Origin of the sequence: Acrocarpospora pleiomorpha, from assembly GCF_009687885.1 — a bacterium.
Taxonomy (GTDB): domain Bacteria; phylum Actinomycetota; class Actinomycetes; order Streptosporangiales; family Streptosporangiaceae; genus Acrocarpospora; species Acrocarpospora pleiomorpha.
Genome location: NZ_BLAF01000095.1, coordinates 3,106 through 19,562, shown reverse-complemented (window position 1 = coordinate 19,562; position 16,457 = coordinate 3,106). Strand labels below are relative to the sequence as shown.

At 67.8% G+C, this 16,457-nt stretch carries 15 protein-coding genes; 7 read left to right on the top strand and 8 right to left on the bottom strand.

Translation table 11 applies throughout. The annotated features are described in order from the left end of the window. Positions 1–39: 39 nt before the first annotated feature. From Aple_RS47640 to Aple_RS47630, 4 genes are all read left to right on the top strand, one after another. Positions 40–1,140, top strand: a complete 1,101-nt coding sequence (locus tag Aple_RS47640) for an AAA family ATPase (protein WP_174889986.1) — start codon at positions 40–42, stop codon at positions 1,138–1,140. 3 nt (positions 1,141–1,143) lie between these two features. Continuing rightward, the gene (locus Aple_RS53980) at positions 1,144–1,263 is read left to right on the top strand and encodes a DUF4276 family protein (RefSeq protein ID WP_218038890.1); all 120 of its coding nucleotides are present in this window, start codon (positions 1,144–1,146) and stop codon (positions 1,261–1,263) included. Then, positions 1,217–1,768 carry a DUF4276 family protein gene (locus Aple_RS47635; RefSeq protein WP_155351407.1) on the top strand — a complete coding sequence of 184 codons (552 nt, stop codon included), beginning with the start codon at positions 1,217–1,219 and terminating at the stop codon, positions 1,766–1,768. The genes Aple_RS53980 and Aple_RS47635 overlap by 47 nt, the downstream gene beginning before the upstream one ends. 85 nt (positions 1,769–1,853) lie before the next feature. Then, positions 1,854–2,108, top strand: a complete 255-nt coding sequence (locus Aple_RS47630; protein ID WP_155351406.1) for a hypothetical protein — start codon at positions 1,854–1,856, stop codon at positions 2,106–2,108. Between the two features lie 29 nt (positions 2,109–2,137). Here the strand turns inward: Aple_RS47630 and Aple_RS47625 are convergent, their stop codons facing one another. The 5 genes from Aple_RS47625 to Aple_RS47605 all read right to left on the bottom strand — a co-directional run bounded on the left by Aple_RS47625 (position 2,138) and on the right by Aple_RS47605 (position 7,485). Continuing rightward, positions 2,138–3,400 carry an MFS transporter gene (locus Aple_RS47625; RefSeq protein WP_155351405.1) on the bottom strand — a complete coding sequence of 421 codons (1,263 nt, stop codon included), beginning with the start codon at positions 3,398–3,400 and terminating at the stop codon, positions 2,138–2,140. Further along, on the bottom strand, positions 3,387–3,983 hold the full coding sequence (locus Aple_RS47620; protein ID WP_155351404.1) for a helix-turn-helix domain-containing protein: 597 nt from the start codon (positions 3,981–3,983) through the stop codon (positions 3,387–3,389). The genes Aple_RS47625 and Aple_RS47620 overlap by 14 nt, the downstream gene beginning before the upstream one ends. A gap of 102 nt (positions 3,984–4,085) precedes the next feature. Next, on the bottom strand, positions 4,086–4,556 hold the full coding sequence (locus Aple_RS47615) for a GNAT family N-acetyltransferase (RefSeq protein ID WP_218038889.1): 471 nt from the start codon (positions 4,554–4,556) through the stop codon (positions 4,086–4,088). A gap of 9 nt (positions 4,557–4,565) precedes the next feature. Beyond that, positions 4,566–6,320 carry a hypothetical protein gene (locus Aple_RS47610; RefSeq protein ID WP_155351403.1) on the bottom strand — a complete coding sequence of 585 codons (1,755 nt, stop codon included), beginning with the start codon at positions 6,318–6,320 and terminating at the stop codon, positions 4,566–4,568. A gap of 151 nt (positions 6,321–6,471) precedes the next feature. Continuing rightward, positions 6,472–7,485, bottom strand: coding sequence for an NAD-dependent epimerase/dehydratase family protein (locus Aple_RS47605; RefSeq protein WP_155351402.1), 1,014 nt, complete (start codon positions 7,483–7,485; stop codon positions 6,472–6,474). Between the two features lie 327 nt (positions 7,486–7,812). Here Aple_RS47605 and Aple_RS47600 point away from each other — a divergent pair, with 327 nt between their 5' ends. Beyond that, positions 7,813–8,811: an SDR family NAD(P)-dependent oxidoreductase gene (locus Aple_RS47600; protein WP_218038888.1), complete on the top strand. Its 999-nt coding sequence runs from the start codon at positions 7,813–7,815 to the stop codon at positions 8,809–8,811. On the opposite strand, the gene Aple_RS47595 is transcribed toward Aple_RS47600, so the two are convergent. The 3 genes from Aple_RS47595 to Aple_RS47585 form a co-directional block, all read right to left on the bottom strand. Further along, positions 8,812–11,010 (bottom strand): SulP family inorganic anion transporter, encoded by a 2,199-nt coding sequence (locus Aple_RS47595; protein ID WP_155351401.1) that lies wholly within the window; start codon positions 11,008–11,010, stop codon positions 8,812–8,814. It lies immediately after the preceding gene. Positions 11,011–11,061: 51 nt separating this feature from the next. Continuing rightward, positions 11,062–12,591, bottom strand: coding sequence for a hypothetical protein (locus tag Aple_RS47590; protein WP_155351400.1), 1,530 nt, complete (start codon positions 12,589–12,591; stop codon positions 11,062–11,064). Positions 12,592–12,774: 183 nt separating this feature from the next. Next, complete coding sequence (locus Aple_RS47585) at positions 12,775–13,284, bottom strand: YbhB/YbcL family Raf kinase inhibitor-like protein (protein WP_155351399.1); 510 nt, start codon at positions 13,282–13,284, stop codon at positions 12,775–12,777. A gap of 831 nt (positions 13,285–14,115) precedes the next feature. Here Aple_RS47585 and Aple_RS55900 point away from each other — a divergent pair. Both Aple_RS55900 and Aple_RS47575 read left to right on the top strand, forming a co-directional pair. Beyond that, on the top strand, positions 14,116–15,288 hold the full coding sequence (locus tag Aple_RS55900) for a collagen-like domain-containing protein (protein ID WP_155351398.1): 1,173 nt from the start codon (positions 14,116–14,118) through the stop codon (positions 15,286–15,288). Positions 15,289–15,715: 427 nt separating this feature from the next. Next, positions 15,716–16,279, top strand: a complete 564-nt coding sequence (locus Aple_RS47575; protein ID WP_246265463.1) for a PH domain-containing protein — start codon at positions 15,716–15,718, stop codon at positions 16,277–16,279. Positions 16,280–16,457: the final 178 nt, after the last annotated feature.

Genomic DNA, 16,457 nt, shown 5'->3' with positions numbered 1-16,457 from the left:
GAGCATTGTCGATCATCGGTTTCCGAGGAGTGGCTGACGTTGGCGCAGCGACTGTCAAAGATCACGATCGAGGGATTCACCTCGATCCGGTCGGCCACAGTCGAGCTTGGCGCCCTGAACGTGCTCGTTGGCGCCAACGGTGCCGGTAAAAGCAACTTCGTCAAGGCGCTGGAGCTGCTCGGCTATCTCGCCGATGGTGAACTTGGGCTGTTCGTCGGGCTGTCCGGTGGGGCGTCCGCGCTCCTGCACGATGAGCCCGGAAGCACCGCGCGGATCAGCCTAGAGCTCGGCGCCGGACTCAACTCCTATAAAGCGGTACTGCGACCAGGCTCGCGCGACGATCTGATCTTCGACGGCGAGTACATCGGATACGACGGATTCATGAACTCCTTCTCGGTCAACCTGGGACGAGGGCACCGGGAGAGCCTCCTCGGAGAGGAGATCGGGCAGCGCGGTCAGTCGAGCGTCGCCGGTTACGTCGCCGAGATCTTGAATGGCTGCCGTGTCTACCACTTTCATGACACCAGCAGCACCGCACCGGTGAAGCGCAACGCGTTCGTTTCCGACAGCGAAGCCCTGCACGCCGATGCCGCCAATCTGGCGCCCTTTCTCCTGCGGATCAGGGAGGGCCATCCGCAGCACTACCGGCGGGTCGTCAGCTCGATCAAGCAGGTGGCGCCGTTTTTCCGGGAGTTCGTGCTAGAACCGGAGGCGTCCACGGACAGAATCAGTCTCCGGTGGCGCCAGGAAGGGTCCGAGACCGTCCTCCCCGCCAACGCCTTCTCCGACGGGACATTGAGATTCGTCTGTCTATCGGCGTTGTTGCTCCAGCCGGACCTTCCCGCACTGGTCGTCCTGGACGAACCGGAGCTCGGGCTCCACCCGTTTGCGATCGTGCAGCTTGCCGAAATGCTGCAGAACGCAAGCAAGAGGAGCCAGGTCCTCATCGCAACTCAGTCGGTGACACTTATGAATCGCTTCTTGGTGGACGACCTGATTGTCGTTGAACGCGCGGAGGGCGCATCGGTCTTCAGCCGCCCTGACCCCGAAAGGCTCGAGGCTTGGCTGGACGAGTACGGGCTTGGTGAACTCTGGGAGAAGAATCTGCTCGGCGGACGGCCGGGGCCGGAGCGGCTCTGACCAATGAAGAGGGTCCACATGCTGGTCGAAGGCCAGACCGAGGAGGTCATCGTCACCCAGATCCTCGGCCCTTACTATGCCGAACGGAACGTCTACCTGTCATGCTTCGCTGCTCGCGACTAAACGCTCGGCGCGAGGCCCCGATCACAAAGGCGGTGTCACCTCATGGGAACGCATGCGAGGTGACATCACCCGCCTGCTGAACGACACCTCGTTGACCGCGCTGACGACGCTGATCGACTACTACGCGTTTCCCTCCGACGCGCCTGGCATGGCGGCCCGACCCATGAACGGCACTCCGGTCGATCGGGTCCGGCACGTAGAGCGTGCGCTGGCCGAGGCCATGGGCAGCCCCAGGTTCGTCCCCCATCTTGTGCTACACGAGACCGAGGCCTGGGTCCTGGCCGACTGCAACCGGCTCGCCGAGGCGATGGGCAGCCCGTGTCCTGACCTCGCCCAGCAGGTCACCTCCCTAGGCGGTCCGGAGCCGGTTAACGACCATCCGTCCACGGCGCCGTCGAAACGTATCGGCGAGGCTTACCAGGACTACCGCAAGACGGGTCGACGGCCCAATGATCATCGACGCCCTGGGCGTGGAGGCCGTCCGCGCCCGCTGCCCCCACGCTGACGAACGTTTCACCGCCCTCGAAAAGGTCCTTGGCATCTGACCTCTCTTAATAGGAAGTCGTTGTCCGGTGGCGTACGGTACGGGCATGGACGAGGCCCAGGTGAGTGCGGAAAGGTGGCGCGAACAGGTTCGGGCGCAAGATTCCATCGAACAGGACCGCAAGGCCTTGGCCCGACTGATCGAGTACGACCACGATCCGTTCGAGATTGACCTTTATGAGCTCTCCTCAGACCCGCAGATGCGGTTGGTCGACAAAGCCAAGAGGTCATACGCCGGTCAGTACGACCGCCGCCTACGCCGAATGCGAGAGCGTGCCAATCGCACCGAGGTCGATCAATAGTCGTTGCGGGATATGGCACGGGAAGGTCTTCAGGGTACGGGGAAGATGCTGCCGCCCTGGTGAGAGGCCTTAACGAGCTTATTCGGCAAGGGGATGGCCAGCATTCGCCAGAAGAGTGCTGCTGCCAGGAAGAACAGCAGTGCCTGGCCGTTGAGCAGGGCGAGTATGGGGACGAGGCCCGCCAGTGCGCCCGCCAGCATCAGGCCCGCCGCCTGAAGCCCGTCGGAAAGGGCGAGCAGGGCGCTCATGACGCGTCCCTGCAGCTCGTGGGGGGTCTCCTGTTGGGCCAGCGACAACCAGGCGGCCATGAACCAGACGCTTGGCGCCCCGCTCAGTGTGAACAGTCCCGCGTAGAACCACAGTGCGGTGGTCAGAGAGGCGGAGTTCCAGATGGCCAGGCTGATCAGGCCGAAGGCAAGCAGGCTGTAGGTCGTCAGGCGGCGCGTGTTGAGTTTGCGGGCGAGATGGGCGGTCAGCGCGCCGCCGAGGAGTCCGCCCACGGCTTGGACCCCGCGGAGCAGACCGGCCTCGGGCTCGCCGCCGCCGAGCAGGTCGGTGACGAACAGCAGGAAGAGGATCACGAACATGCCCTGCGCGAGCGCCAGGAGGCCCAGGACCACGGCGACGGCCCGGAGGGCGGGGGTGTGCCGGATCAGTTGTAGTCCGGCCGACGCTCCTCGCCAGAAGGCCGGGGCAGCTTGTGTGACCGCAATGGTGCCGGGGAGCGCGAGCACCAGCAGGACAGTGATGATCAGCGGGGTGACAGCGGCGGCGACGATACCCGGAATGCCCGACCAGGCCAGTACGAATCCACCGAGCGGACTCCCGGCCAGCCGTCCCAGGTTGCTGCTGAGACTGATCGAGGCGTTGGCGGTGATGAGCTGGTCGGCTTCGATCACCGAGGGAACCATGGCGTTCTTCACCGACTCGAACATCGCGGTGAGCCCGGCTTCGGTCGCTACGACCAGGTAGACGATCCATAACTGGCGACTGTCGTGGACAAGGAGCAGTGGGAGCAGCAGGAGCGCTCGGAAGATCGTCAGACAGGCCATGAAACGCGAGCGGTTCCACCTGTCGGCCAGGATCCCAGCCAGCGGCGTGAGCAGCAGGCTCGGCAGGAGACCGAGCATGGCGACCGTGGACGTGATGAGGGCGGATCTCGTGATCGACAGCGCGTACAAGGGCAGGGCGATGAGCAGCGCCCACCGGGTGACCTCGGTGCAGAAGCTGGCTATCCAGAGCAGGAAGAGAGCTCGTCGCCGTAAAGGATGCGGTGCTTCACGTTGTGTCATCGGTCGTCCGGCGGACCGGGAATCCGTGCAGGACGTACATCACTCTTTCCACCCCGGGGGGCGCGAGGTGGCGTTTGGACAGTGCCGCGTAGCGTTCGACGACCGCCATCAGCTCCGCGTGCATTTCGGCCAGCTCGGCGCACGTGAGATCGATCGTGCCGTCCGCCATGAAGGCCGCGTCCAGCCATCCGGTGTCCCATTCCGCGCTCTCGTTGAATTCTCCGATGAGGCGGTACTGCTCGCTGACCGCGCTATTCCTGATCATTGTCGCCATGGCGGCGGCCTCGGGTTCACCCAGCACGCTTGAGGCGTGCCAGCGCAGCCGCTGGTTGCTCAGCTGCCACCAGCGTTCTCTGGCGTCCCTCGCGTGCTGCGGCGCGGGTTCGATGAACCCATGCTGGTGAAGCTGGCGCAGGTGGTAGCTCACCTGAGCGACAGGGGCCTCCACCGCATCCGCCAGATAGGACACCGTGGCCACTTTCGCATTACGCAGGGCGTAGTAAAGGCGAATGCGCAATGGATGAGCGAAGGCCTTCAAGGCGGTGATGCTCTCGACTCCCTTGGTCGTTTCCTTGTCACTCATCGAGATCACCTACGCCCGGTTTGTCCATTTAGACTCACCCTAGGCAGTCACTATGAGTTACACAACAAATCTTGTGCAATGGTTATTGCCCTGTTACAAAGTTCAGCGCAGGGGTAGTCGGAGGACTCGTTCGCCGTCGAAGAACTCGCCGGTGTCCTGAAAGCCCAGGCGCTGGTAGAAGCCCAGCGGGGAGCTGTCCTCGCCCGGGGCGACGCTGGTCAGGAGTTCGTGGGCGGCTGGGCGGGTCCTCAGGTAGGAGACCACCAGGCCCAGCGCCGCGCGGCCGTAGCCGCTGCCCTGGTATCGGGCGTCGACCAACAGCCGCCAGAGGAAGTAGGGGCCCAGCAAGGTGGGGTCCCCCGGCGGGATGTTGTCGCTGATCATGACGAAACCGACGGGTGCGCCGCCGGCGTAGATGGCGCGGTACCAGGGCATCGCCTGCGGATAGCGGAGGGCGTCGGCCAGAGAGCCGGCCACGCCGGTCACATAGTTCCGCTGGGCCGGGGTGACATCCAACGCCACCACGGCGGCCCGGTTGGCGTCAGTGATCGGCTGCAGGCTCACCTGGGTCACGACGGCATCCTAGGGCTCGTACGTCTGCTGGAAAGTAGGCGGAACAACCCCCTCGGATGTGACGGCCTTCAGCGTGATTTTGGTTCGAGGAGTGGTGCCCCCGATCGGGCCGGGAGCAACCGCGAAGGTGGAATTGGCGATGACATCGGTAACACCCAGACCGGCTATGGACAACTGCGTTATCTGGCGGCTGGCTCCAGCGAGGTAATGCCAGCGACCGGAAGGAGCTTTCCACCAGGTCCCGGAGACGATGTCATGCTCGAGACGGCTACAGTCCCACGTGTTCGTACGCTCCCCAGTCGGGATCGCGGTGGTATGCCCCTGGGCATAGGCGAGCAGCGTGGCCCGGGTGGTGCTGGTGCCGTCGGTATTGGTGAAACGTGTGCAGAGCCACCGGCCGGTGGCCTGCTCAGGCAGGGCACCAGACCAGAATTCCCACGCAGCGGCGGCTTGGACTTCGGTGGGCGGAAACGGGAGATTGCAGCCGAGATAGGCCCAGACGTTGAAAGCGGCGAGGCTCTCGATCTCCGAAGGGCCGGAGCCGTCGATTTCGGCGGGCGGCGGAGGCTGGTGATAGACGTTGGCCAGAGCCAACCGGCCAAAGTCGATCATTGTGTACGGGAGACCGCCGGCCACCGCCGGAGCACGGAGGCGCAGAACCGGCCCACGCCAGCAGGCCCCGGTCTGTACCGGTGGGATGGGCGCGGTCACGCCCCCCGACACCGGGATCGCTCGCCAGCGCGCCCCGAGCCGGCTGAGGGTGGCGGCCGAGACCTCCTCAACCCACGGCGGCAGCAGATACCGCGATCCGGATAGTTTGAGCGGGCTTGACCCGTCCGGTTTAGGACGAGGCTCAGGGAAGACCTCCAGCGACGCGACGCCGCGGCTTTCCGCGTAGCGGGCGATCCTGCCCGGATCGCGCATCAGGACGATCGTGCCGCCGTCGACCCGGTCGGCGTAGAGGAGCTGCGGGTCGGTGGTGGGCGGGACGGGGGAGACGCCGTAGAGAGCCTCGGGCCGTACCGAACCCTGCCAGGCGCGGAGGGCACGGGTGGTGAGGTGGCGGTCGTCGACCAGAGCGCCTCGGGGATGCCAGGCGCGGATGTCCAAGGTTGTGGTGGTGCGCCAGGTTTCGGCTGGTACGCGTTGGAGGGTGACCGTCGCGCTCGTGGCGGGGACGCCGTTGTCGAGCCAGTACGGAATGCTCGCCCCGCCCACCAGAAGCAGCACGGTCCCCAGGGCGGTCAGCCAGCGCGGGGCGGCGCGGCCGTAGACGCGGGCCAGGGTGGGGTCGACGGCGGGGCGGTGCGGGATGGCGGAGCCGAACTCGTCTTCCAGGGCGTCGACGAGGGCGATCGCGATGGAGGGTTCGGGGACGGAGGCCTGTCCGAGGATGCGGCGGGTTTCCTCAGGGGGAAGGCCTTCCAGGCGGGTCATCGCGTACGCGGCTCTGGCCGGGGCGGGGAGGGATTCGAGGGAGGTGGTGAACGCGTGTTCGCCGCTGCGGACGACGGCGGGGACGACGTCCAGGCGCCGGGCCGGCCCCAGCCACGGGCGGAGGCGGTGGCGCAGGGCGCGGGTCAGCACCCGGAGGCGGGCGGCGGGCAGGTCGCCGGGGTGACGGAGCAGCGCGCGGGCGGCCAGCCGATGAGCGAGCACGAGCCGCCGCTCGCCGCCATCCGGGGGCAGCGTCAGATACGCAAGCCACACGAGGTCGCGATAGGGCCGGGCCAGGGCGGAGTTCCCCTTGATCGACCTGCCCACGAGCGTCCCTTCCCCAGGTTGGATCACGTGGCGTAGTCACGTGAACGCGGCTCGTGCATACTAGAGCCCGCGCTCAACCTGAGGCAGGGATGCTCGGAAAGCGTCCGGTTCGCCCGCAAATGTCTTCCGGGCCGACGCTGTTGCACCCGCGTCAGTTTGCGCGAGCGTCCCATTCGGCCAGGATGCCGGCTTCCTTGTCGGGGTCGATGCCGTGGCTCAAGATGCGGGCGCGGAAGCTGCGTTCCGGGATGGGGATGTCGCGGAGCCAGGCCCAGGTGTCCTGGACGGTTTCGCGGACGGGGCGGCAGGTGAGGCCCGCGGCGGCGGCTTTCGCGGAGGATGGGGTCCAGACGCCGGTGGCGTCGGGGCTGGAGGCGTACCAGAGGGGGAGTTCGCTCCATTGCTGGACGTCGTGGTCGAGGAGGAACTGGTCGTCGACCCAGACGAGTTCGGCGGTGGAGCCGGTGGCTTCGACGCAGAGGTTCAGCCAGTCGCCGAAGGTGGTGTTGCCGGGGACGCCGCTGGTGAAGTAGCGGCCGGTGGTGGCGAGTTCGGCCTGGGCGAGGGTGAAGGCGGCGATGTCCCTGGCGTCGATGACCTGCATGGGGAGGGTGGGGTCGCCGGGGGCCAGGACGCGTCCGCCGCGCTGGATGCGGGTGAGCCACCAGGGGAGGCGGCCGACGTTCTCGTACGGGCCGAGGATCAGGCCGGGGTTGATGATGAGCGCGCCGCCGTCGAAATACTCTTCGACCGCGCGTTCGCAGCCCGCCTTCAGCACGCCATATTCGCCGGTGGTGGCGTCAGGCGGGCAGTCGTGGCGGGGGGAGCTCTCGTCCAGGCCGGAAATGCCAGGCCATTCCGGGTATGCGGAGATGCTGGAGATGAACGTGTAATGGGGGGCGCGGCCGTTCAGCCGCCGTACTCCGTCGAGGACGACGCTCGGGGTGAAGCCGCACACGTCGATGATGCGGTCCCAGGTGCCGGATTCAGCGAGGCGGTCCAGGTCGGCGGCGACCTCGCGGTCCCCGTGCACGGCGGTCACGCCCGGCAGGTCGGGACGGCTCACGCCACGGTTGAAGGTTGTCACGTCGTGTCCACGCAGCAGCGCTTCCTCAACGATCGCCCTGCCAAGGAAAACCGATCCACCGATCACCAAAATTCTCATGTAGCCATCTTTGGCGTTATTTCCGGACATGTCGTTGGGGTTCACGGTCAGCGGACATGATCAGCACCGGCTTTTGGCCCGACACCAAGTCCGTGGCGGATGTGCCGAACCTCCCCAGCACAGCTCGTCGCCTTCGGCACTTACATCCTTCACGAGTATGAGCGGCCATCGCCTCAACGGCCGGTTACCTCGCCCCGTGGCAGGAGGCGGGCGATCCGCGACGCGACGAGGCTTGTCACGACAGGGCCCGAGTCATGGTGACCAGCGCCATGAAATCCACCGCTGAGTGTTTCTCCGGGCCGTACACCCCGAGGAAGGACGGAACGAGTGATCGCCGAAGACAGGGAGCCGACGCCCACCCGGCCAGAGGAGCCGCCGAAGGAGGACGCCCCCCGGCGGCCGGGTCGCCGGGTGGTGCTCGGCCTTGCCGCCGCCGCGGCCGGAGCCGCCGGTCTCGCGGGCGCTGTGATCGTCCCGCCGTGGCTCACCTCCCCGCCCACCAGCCCCGCACCCGCGGCAGCCCCGCGCGGCCGCTTCACCGGCAAGGTCGTACTGATCACCGGAGCCACCTCCGGCATCGGCGAGGCCGCCGCCAAGGCGTTCGCCGCCGAGGGAGCGAAAGTGAGCTTCTGCGGCCGCCGCGTCGAGTACGGCGAGCGCGTGGCCCGCGAAATCCGCGCCACCGGCGGCACAGTCCGCTACGTCCGCGCCGACGTCCGCGAACCCGACCAGCTCCAACGATTCGTCGACGACACCGTCACCACCTTCGGCGGCCTGGACATCGCATTCAACAACGCTGGCATCACCAGAACAGGCCCACTGCACGAACTGTCTCTCGACACCTGGAACGACGTACAGAACACCAACGCCCGCGGCGTGTTCCTCGCCATCAAATACGAAGCCCCGCACATGCTCAGAGCAGGACACGGCGTCATCATCTGCACCGCATCCGAATCACGACGCCCCGGCGGCGCCGCCTACACCGCCAGCAAACAGGCGATCAAAGGCATCGTAGACGCCGCCGCCATGGACTACGGCCCGAAGGGCATCCGCGTCAACGCGATCGCCCCAGGAACCACCGACACCGCCCTGGCACGCCCGCAGGGCATCCCGGACACCGTCTGGGAGGGATTCAAACGCGCGTGGGGCCCCCTCAACGTCTCGGCGCTCCAGCGCATGGCCACCCCCGAGGAGATCGCCAGAGCCGTCGTCTCCCTGGCCACCGACGAGTTCGGCTACATGGCCGGCTCAACCGTCCTGGTCGGCGGCGGCCCGCTCGGCGGCGGCGCCATGCGAATGCCCCCGGGAGTCCCCACACCCGGATGATCACCCGGTGCGCAGCTCCGGAACGGGACTCAACGGCTCCTCCTCGGAGAGCACGTGCACCCGCGCCGTCTCGAAGTCGAAGTACATCGCGGTCAGCTCCAGCTCCCCAGCCCGCTCCAACCCCTCCACCATCGGATAAGTCCGCAGGTTGTCCAGCTGCTGGAGCACATTCGTCCGGCACAGCCGATCCAGCGGCCCGATCTGCTCCCCGGGCGACTCCGCCACGAACCGCGCCAGCGACTGCCGCCCGTGCCGCAGCCACCGCTGCACCGACGGCAACTCCGGCGCCTCCCCGAGCAGGGCCACCATCGCCCCGCACCCCGAATGCCCGCACACCGTGATCGTCCGCACCCCGAGCACCTTCACCCCGTACTCCACCGCCGCCGCCACCGAATCATCCAGCGGCGCCGAGCCGTACCGGGGGACGAGATTGCCGATGTTCCGCACGGTGAACAGATCCCCCGGCCCGCTCGCGGTGATCAGCGAGGGCACGATGCGCGAGTCGGCGCAGGTGATGAACAGGTGGGACGGCGTCTGCTTGCGCGCCAGCCGGGTCAGCAGCGGCTGCACCAGCGGCGCGGTCCGCCGATGGTATTCGCGCGTCCCGGTCAGCAGATCCTCGCTGACCGGATCAGCGGCCCCCCGCCGGTACGCCCATGGCAGGTACCACCGATCCAGCTGCGGCGGCGACTTGGCCGGATACACCCGGGTGCCGCTGGCCGCCGCCGAATACCAGTCGTCGTGCAGCTCGTCGATGTCGACCGTGCCGCCCGTGCGCTCGTGTTCGAGCCGCCACGCGTGCAGGGTCTCGAACGCGGCGTGATCCATGAAGTCCACGTGCAGGTCCAGATCCACCGGCGCGCCCGTCGGGATGGTCCGCAGCGCTTCGGATAGCCGGGGCACGCCGAGAAAGGTGAGCGACCCGGTCACCGCGATCCGCCACCGCCCGGCGTGCTGCTGCACCTCCACCGACACCCAGGTCAGCCGCCGCAACGCGATGATCGCGGCCAGCCCGAGGCCGATCACGATGCCCTCGGCCAGCCCGATCACCACCACCGCGCCCATGGTCACGAAGTAGATCGGCATCTCGCCGTGCCCGCTCAGGTCCTTGGCGTTGCCCAGGTTCACCATCTTGACGCCGATGAACAGCAGCAGCGCGGCCAGCGCCTCCAGCGGGATCAGCCCGATGATCGAGGCGAACGCGAGCGTCGCCAGCAGCACCCACATCCCGTGCAGCACCGCCGACCAGCGGCTGCGCGCCCCGGCCCGGACATTGGTGGTGGTTCGCACCACCACGCCGGAGATGGGCAGCCCGCCCAGCGTGCCCGAGATCAGGTTGGCCGCGCCCTGGGCGGTCAGCTCCCGGTCCAGGTCGGCGCGCGGCCCGTCGTGCATCCGGTCGGCGGCCACGCAGGTGAGCAGCGACTCCACCCCCGCGAGCACGGCCACCAGCACCACCGCCCCCACGATCGCGTGCCAGTCGCCCTTCGGCCACAGCGGCCCGGCGGTGGACCCGAACCCGCCGGTCAGGTCCACCTTGGTGATGTCCCACCCGAGCGCCACCGCCGTCAGCGAGGCGATGACCAGCGCGGCCAGCGGCGCGGGCACCACCTTGAGCTTCGGCAGCCGCGTCCAGACCAGCAGCACGAGGATGGTGAGCACGCCGGCCGCCACGCCGTGCGCGTGGTTGTTGATGATCTGCTCAGGCAGCTCGATCAGGTTCTCCAGCGCCGAGCGCTGCGGCTGCCCGCCGAGCACGATGTGCAGCTGGGCGAGCGCGATCACGATGCCGACCCCGGCCAGCATGCCGTGCACCACGGCGGGGGACACCGCGAGGGCTGCCCTGGCCACCCGGAACATCCCGAGCAGCAGCTGGAGCACCCCCGCCATCAGCGTGATCATGCAGGTGGCCCGCCAGCCGTAAACCTGCACGAGCTCCGCCACCACCAGCGAGAGGCCGGCGGCCGGGCCGCTCACCTGGACGACGGAACCGCCCAGCGCGCCCGCCACGATGCCGCCCACCACCGCGGCCACCAGACCGGCGGCCAGCGGCGCTCCGGACGCCACCGAGATGCCCAGCGAAAGCGGCACCGCGACCAGGAAGACGACCAGCGACGCCGGCAGGTCATGCCGCAGCACCGACGTCAGCTTGTCTCGCCCGCGACTACCCTGTGTGACTGCTCCGTTGCCCCCGGTCATGCCGCGACTGTACGGCACACTCAGCCGAGGACCGAGAAAGAGCGAGGAAAATCACCGGTAATAGTCGGGATAGTCGGGCTCAGGACCACGGTGGTTGCCGCGCCGGGAGCCGCTCTGCGTGGTCGATTCGGGGCTGCCGTACAGCTCGTCGTACGACGGCCAGCCACCGGCCGGGTTCTGCCCCGAGTAACCGGTCTCGTAGTCGTAGCGCCGGTCCTGGCCGGACGGGGTGTCATAGCTCACCGAGTCGTACGGCGAGGCGGCCGGTGGCACCTGGTTGGCCCCGGTCACCGCGTCGGAGTCGTCGATGGTCGCCCAGCCCGCGCTCACCTCGTACGAGGAGTAGGACGGGGGCGGCGGTTCCGGCTGGTAGCCGTAGCCGTTGTCGTACGGCGTGGCGGGCAGCTGGTAGTTGCCCGACGTGGACCACGAGTCGTCGCGGCGCGGCGGCTCCGGGTCGTCCAGCACGTCCCGCACACCGGTCCAGGAACTCGGCGGGGTGGGCGGCGGCGTGGCAGGAACCGGAGTGGGCGGATAGGTGGGCTGGGACCAGGCCGACGGCTCCTGGTAGGCGGGCTCGACCGTTGGGAACGAGCCACTGGGCGCGCGGGGCGCCTCGAAAGCGCCGCGGGGAACCTCGAAGGAGCCGGTCGCGGGGAACGATCCCGTGGCGGGCGAGACGGCGTCGAACGATCCACTGGTCCGGGGCGGCTCGTACGCGGCGACCCGGGAGGACTCGAAGGAACCCGTGGACGGCCCGGACAGGAACGGTCCGGTCGCGGGCGTGGCCTCGAACGGGCCGGTCGAGGAGAAGGGGCCGGTGGAACGCATCGGATCCGGCGTGGCCAGCGGGCCGGTGGGCGTGCCGGTGTAGGAGCTCATCGGCTCGGGGGTGGGGGCGGAGAAGGTCATGGTCTTCTCCTCGGCGATGGCCGAGGAGGGGGTGGCGCGCAGCGGTTCCACCAGGTCGGCGAGGCCGGGGGACTGCACGGCCGCGGCGATGCCGGGCACCGCGCCGGCGGCGGGCCGCTGCGGGAGCGGAGCCTGCACGGTGGACGCGTTGGGGTCGACGCCGGCCTCGGCCTCGAGCGGGCGCGGGGTGGCCATCCGCTGTCTGATCGTTCCGCCGAAGGCGCCGTCGTCGGCGCGCACCCGGCTCCAGTAGTCGTCGTCGTAGTCGTCGTCCGCGCCCCACTCGTCCACCCCGCGTTTACCGCGCGGAGCGGTGGCGGCGGCGGGCTGCTTGCCCGCGGGCTTGCCGCCAGGCTTGCCACCTCGCTGCGCCGGGCGCGCGGCCTGACGGCCGCCAGGGCGGGCAGCAGGACGGGGAGGCGCACCACCGGGCGCTTTGGCGGCGGCCCGTTTGGCCGGCTCCTCGAAGGCGTCGAAACCCTCAGGGAAGCTCTCGAAGAACGTCTCCTCGGCAGGCCGACGGCTCTTCGGTCCCGTCCCTTCGGCCATCGCCTTGATCCGCTCGGAAGAGAGCGCGCTCTCCCTGCGGTTCATCGACCGCATGCCCAGTGCCACCACTACCAGCACCAATAGCACGACGGCGACGAGGCCCAAAATGACCGCAGTCATAGCACCACCCTCAAGGCCATGGCCTTCCAGCGGCGCCGGTGAGATCGCGCGGCCATCGACGCGACCTGCCCCCTTCGTTCACCTGCGCTCAGCAATTGGATCCGATTCTGCTTGACCACAATGACCGTTGTCACACCCTAGGCGAAGATTGGTTCGGCACTATTACCTCCGGTGTTCAGCATGTCACTGGATGTTGGTCGCTGTGAGCCGTCCACGTGCGATGGTGTGCGCCGCGATGCGTTCCAGACTCTTCGAGAGGGGGGCTCCCACCGGAAGATCCAGTTTCGCGTCGAGGGCATAGACAGTGAAACGGTAGCTGTCATCGGCCCGGCAAGGGGGCACATATCCAACTTTGCCGCTAGTTGTCGATCCTTGCCGTGATCCTCGGGGCACGGTGTTCTCCCCGAGCTCGGTGGTTTCCGGATCGATGTTGTACACGATCCAGTGCACCTCCGCCCCATCGCCCGAATCGTTGGTGTCGTCGACCACGAGGGCCACCGACTTGGCGCCCGACGTCCCTGACCAGCGGAGCGGCGGATTGCCGATCCCGCCCCGGCAGGAGTAGCCGTGCGGCAGCGGGTCGCCGTCCCGGAACTGCGGGCTCGACACGCTGATGACGTCGAGGTTCGCGGGCGTGCCACCGCCCACGATCCCGCAGCCCGAGGCTCCCGCCCACACGGCGACGGCCACCATCGGTAAGACGGCGGCACGGGCGCGTGCTGGTTTGGAAGGCGACCCCATGCCGGATGATGCTACGCGGAACCGGATGGTGCGCTGACCCGATCGCGATGATCCGTCGCGCGAAGAACGCACCGAATCGGGCTGATCGAGCCCTGGACCTGGGCGGAAACCGCGCCATACCCGATCCGACAGCAGATCCACAGGTACGCGACAGGCGCCCTGCGGATACCCCAACGGACGTCCCAAACGGGTCCTTCACGGATGATCGCGACTGAGACGCCCCCGCCTGCCGTAGGCCTACGACACGAAGAACGTCACCTTTTCCCGATTTATTGAGGAAGAGGCACGAACAGGCGACATGTCACCACATGGCGGCAGGCTCGCCGGGCCGGGGCTCACCCGGTGCTGGATAGCTGACTATTGCTTCCGCTTTTTCATCAGACTTCCGTCGATTCCCGACCCGATCGAATCCCTTCGATCCTGGTACGGCTTGCGCCCGGCCGGAAGCCCTCAACCCTCGGTACACGCTGGGAGAAGGCTCCCGTTCAAGCGCACGCTCGGCAGCCCCTACACGTACGGCGTTCCGGGGGCTTTCGAGCCCGCAACAATAAAGGCCGAAATTTCCGTCAAAGCGGACGGAGTTTTCTTTAGTGTGCCATTTATTTGCCAAAGCTGATACGTCGATCGTGACTTTGTCCAAGGGTCGCGGGTATTCCCGTTTCGCAGCGCTCTGCTCTCAGCGGAGAAGGATTCTCACAGTAAGGGATTTAGTTGAGATATTGTGGGACCGGGTCTGTTAAGGACCTGTTTATCGGCGCTCGTCTCCTGAGATACGCCGCCGTCATGACTGTTGCGGGCGTGGCGTTGACCGGCCAGATCCAGCCCAGCGCGCTGGCATCCGCGCACCCCGCGGCCAACGCGACCTCACTCACATCCAACACCTGGGACCGCGATCACTATCGCGACCGGCACTGGTACCGCGACCGGAACCGCCACCGCTCCCGCCACGCCGACAGCAACGGATGCCCCTGCCACCGCCACGGCGACTGCGCCCGCACCGGCACCTCAAAGAGAACCCGAGGCGACTGCGACACCGCCCCACAACGCCCGCCCCACCCACATAACCCACGCGGCCCTCAAGAACCGCAGCGCCTCCCCGAACCACAAGGCCACCGCAACTTCCAGAACCTGCCCGGAACACAAGACCAGCACAACTTCCAGAACCTGCCCGGAACACCAGGCCAACGCGGCTTCCAGAACCTCCCCCACAGGCCTGCACTCGGCCACCCTGGCCAGACCAGGCCCGGCCAGGTCAGCAGACCTGGTCAGAGCAACAGGCCCAGCCAGAGCGGCAGGCCCGGCCAGGTCAGCGGGCCTAGTCAGATCAGCAGGCCCGGTCAGAGCAGCAGACCTGGTCAGATCAGCAGGCCCGGCCAGAGCAGACCTGGTCAGATCAGCAGGCCCGGTCAGTTCGGCAGGCCCGGTCAGTTCGGCAGACCCGGCCAGTTCGGCAGACCTGGTCAGAGCGGCAGACCTGGTCAGTTCGGCGGGTCCGGCCAGAGCAGCGGACCTGGCCAATTCGGCAGGCCCGGTCAGTTCGGCAGACCTGGGCAGTTCGGCAGACCTGGGCAGATCGGCCAAGCTCTCCATGAGACCAGGCCGAGCAAGCCCGGCCCGGCCGGGCCTCCCGGCAAGCCCGGCCATGACGGTAAGCCCGGCCACCCCGGCCCATCTGGCAAACCTGTCAAGGACAGCAAGCCCGGCCCATCTGGCCCCCGCAGCTTCCCGGGCCATCCCGGCAAGCCCAGCCATGACGGCAAGGGCGGCAAGGGTGACGGGGATAGCTATGACGACAAGGGCGGCCTGGGTAGCCACGACGATTGGGGCAACATGGCCGGCTACGACGGTGAGCGCGGCAAGGGCGGGCATGACGGCAAGGGTGGAAAGGGCGGCAAGGGCGAGCATGACGGCAGAGGCGGCAAGGGCAAGGCGAGCGGCAAGGACAACGGGAACTGACAGCCAGGTCCTGCCGGGCCTCCCAGGCCTCCCGGTCAGCTCAGCCGGGTCGCTCAGCTCGGTCAGCCCGGTCGGGCTGGTCAGCTCGGTCAGCTCGGTCGGGTCGGTCGGGTCGGTCGGGTCGGTTGGGTCGGCCAGATTGGCCGGGTCGGTTGGGTCGGTCAGCTCGGCCAGGCTGGTGAGCTCGCCCGCCGGGTTCCTAATGGTTCTGTCGTCTGTGGTTCTCGCTTCCGACGTCTGGAGCCGGTGAGCCGATTGAGCTGACCAAGACCCGAACGAGAAGAGCGACCCTGGTGGGCTGGTTTGATCACGCTTCGTGAGAGGCGTTCGAGGTCGATCAGTCCCATCAGGCTGTCCGGCTGTCGGCCCCTTGCAGGGGGAACCGCTGGGCGGTCAAGTGAGCGCTGACACGACTTAGGGTGGAGTCGTGAGTGATCCCGCAGGCCCGCTTCCCCCGTCGCCGCCGACTGCGCGCCCGGTGTCGCGTGACGCGCTCCGGGCACCCGCCCATCAGGTGTCGCGACACGCCATCACGTTGTGGTTCATCGAAGGGATCACCGGCTTCATCATCATGGTCGGCGGCGCGGCCCTGCTGTCCCTCTGGGTCGGCAGCTGGACCTGGCTACCCGACTGGCTCACCGCCCGCCCCTGGCTGGTCCCCCTGGCCACCGCCCTGGTGCTGCTCCCCCCAGTGATCATCGAGCCACCCCTACGTTTCGCCGTGCACCGCTGGGAACTCTCCGCCGATGTGGTCTACGCGCGTTCCGGCTGGCTGAGCAGGGAATGGGTGTTCGTCCCCGTAGGCCGCATCCAAACCGTCGACAAGGCCCAAGGCTGGTTCGAACGCCTCCTCGGCCTGGCCACCGTAGAGATCAGAACCGCCTCCTACGCCGGCTCCTCCACCATCAAGGGCCTCGACTACGAGGTCGCCGCCCGCCTGGCCGAAGACCTCTCCCACCAAGCCCAGCAACTCAGAGACGACGCCACATGACGTCCCCAGAACCACACAACCCCGCCCATCCAACCCCACCCAACACGCCCTCAGCCACCGACCCCCAAGGTGACGCAGTCCGAGGCGACCATTCCCCGATCAGGCCGGGCCAAAGTGAGGCGGCCCGGGGAGATGCGGCTCGAGTCCATGCGGCTGAGAGTGATGGGGTGTCCGGCGA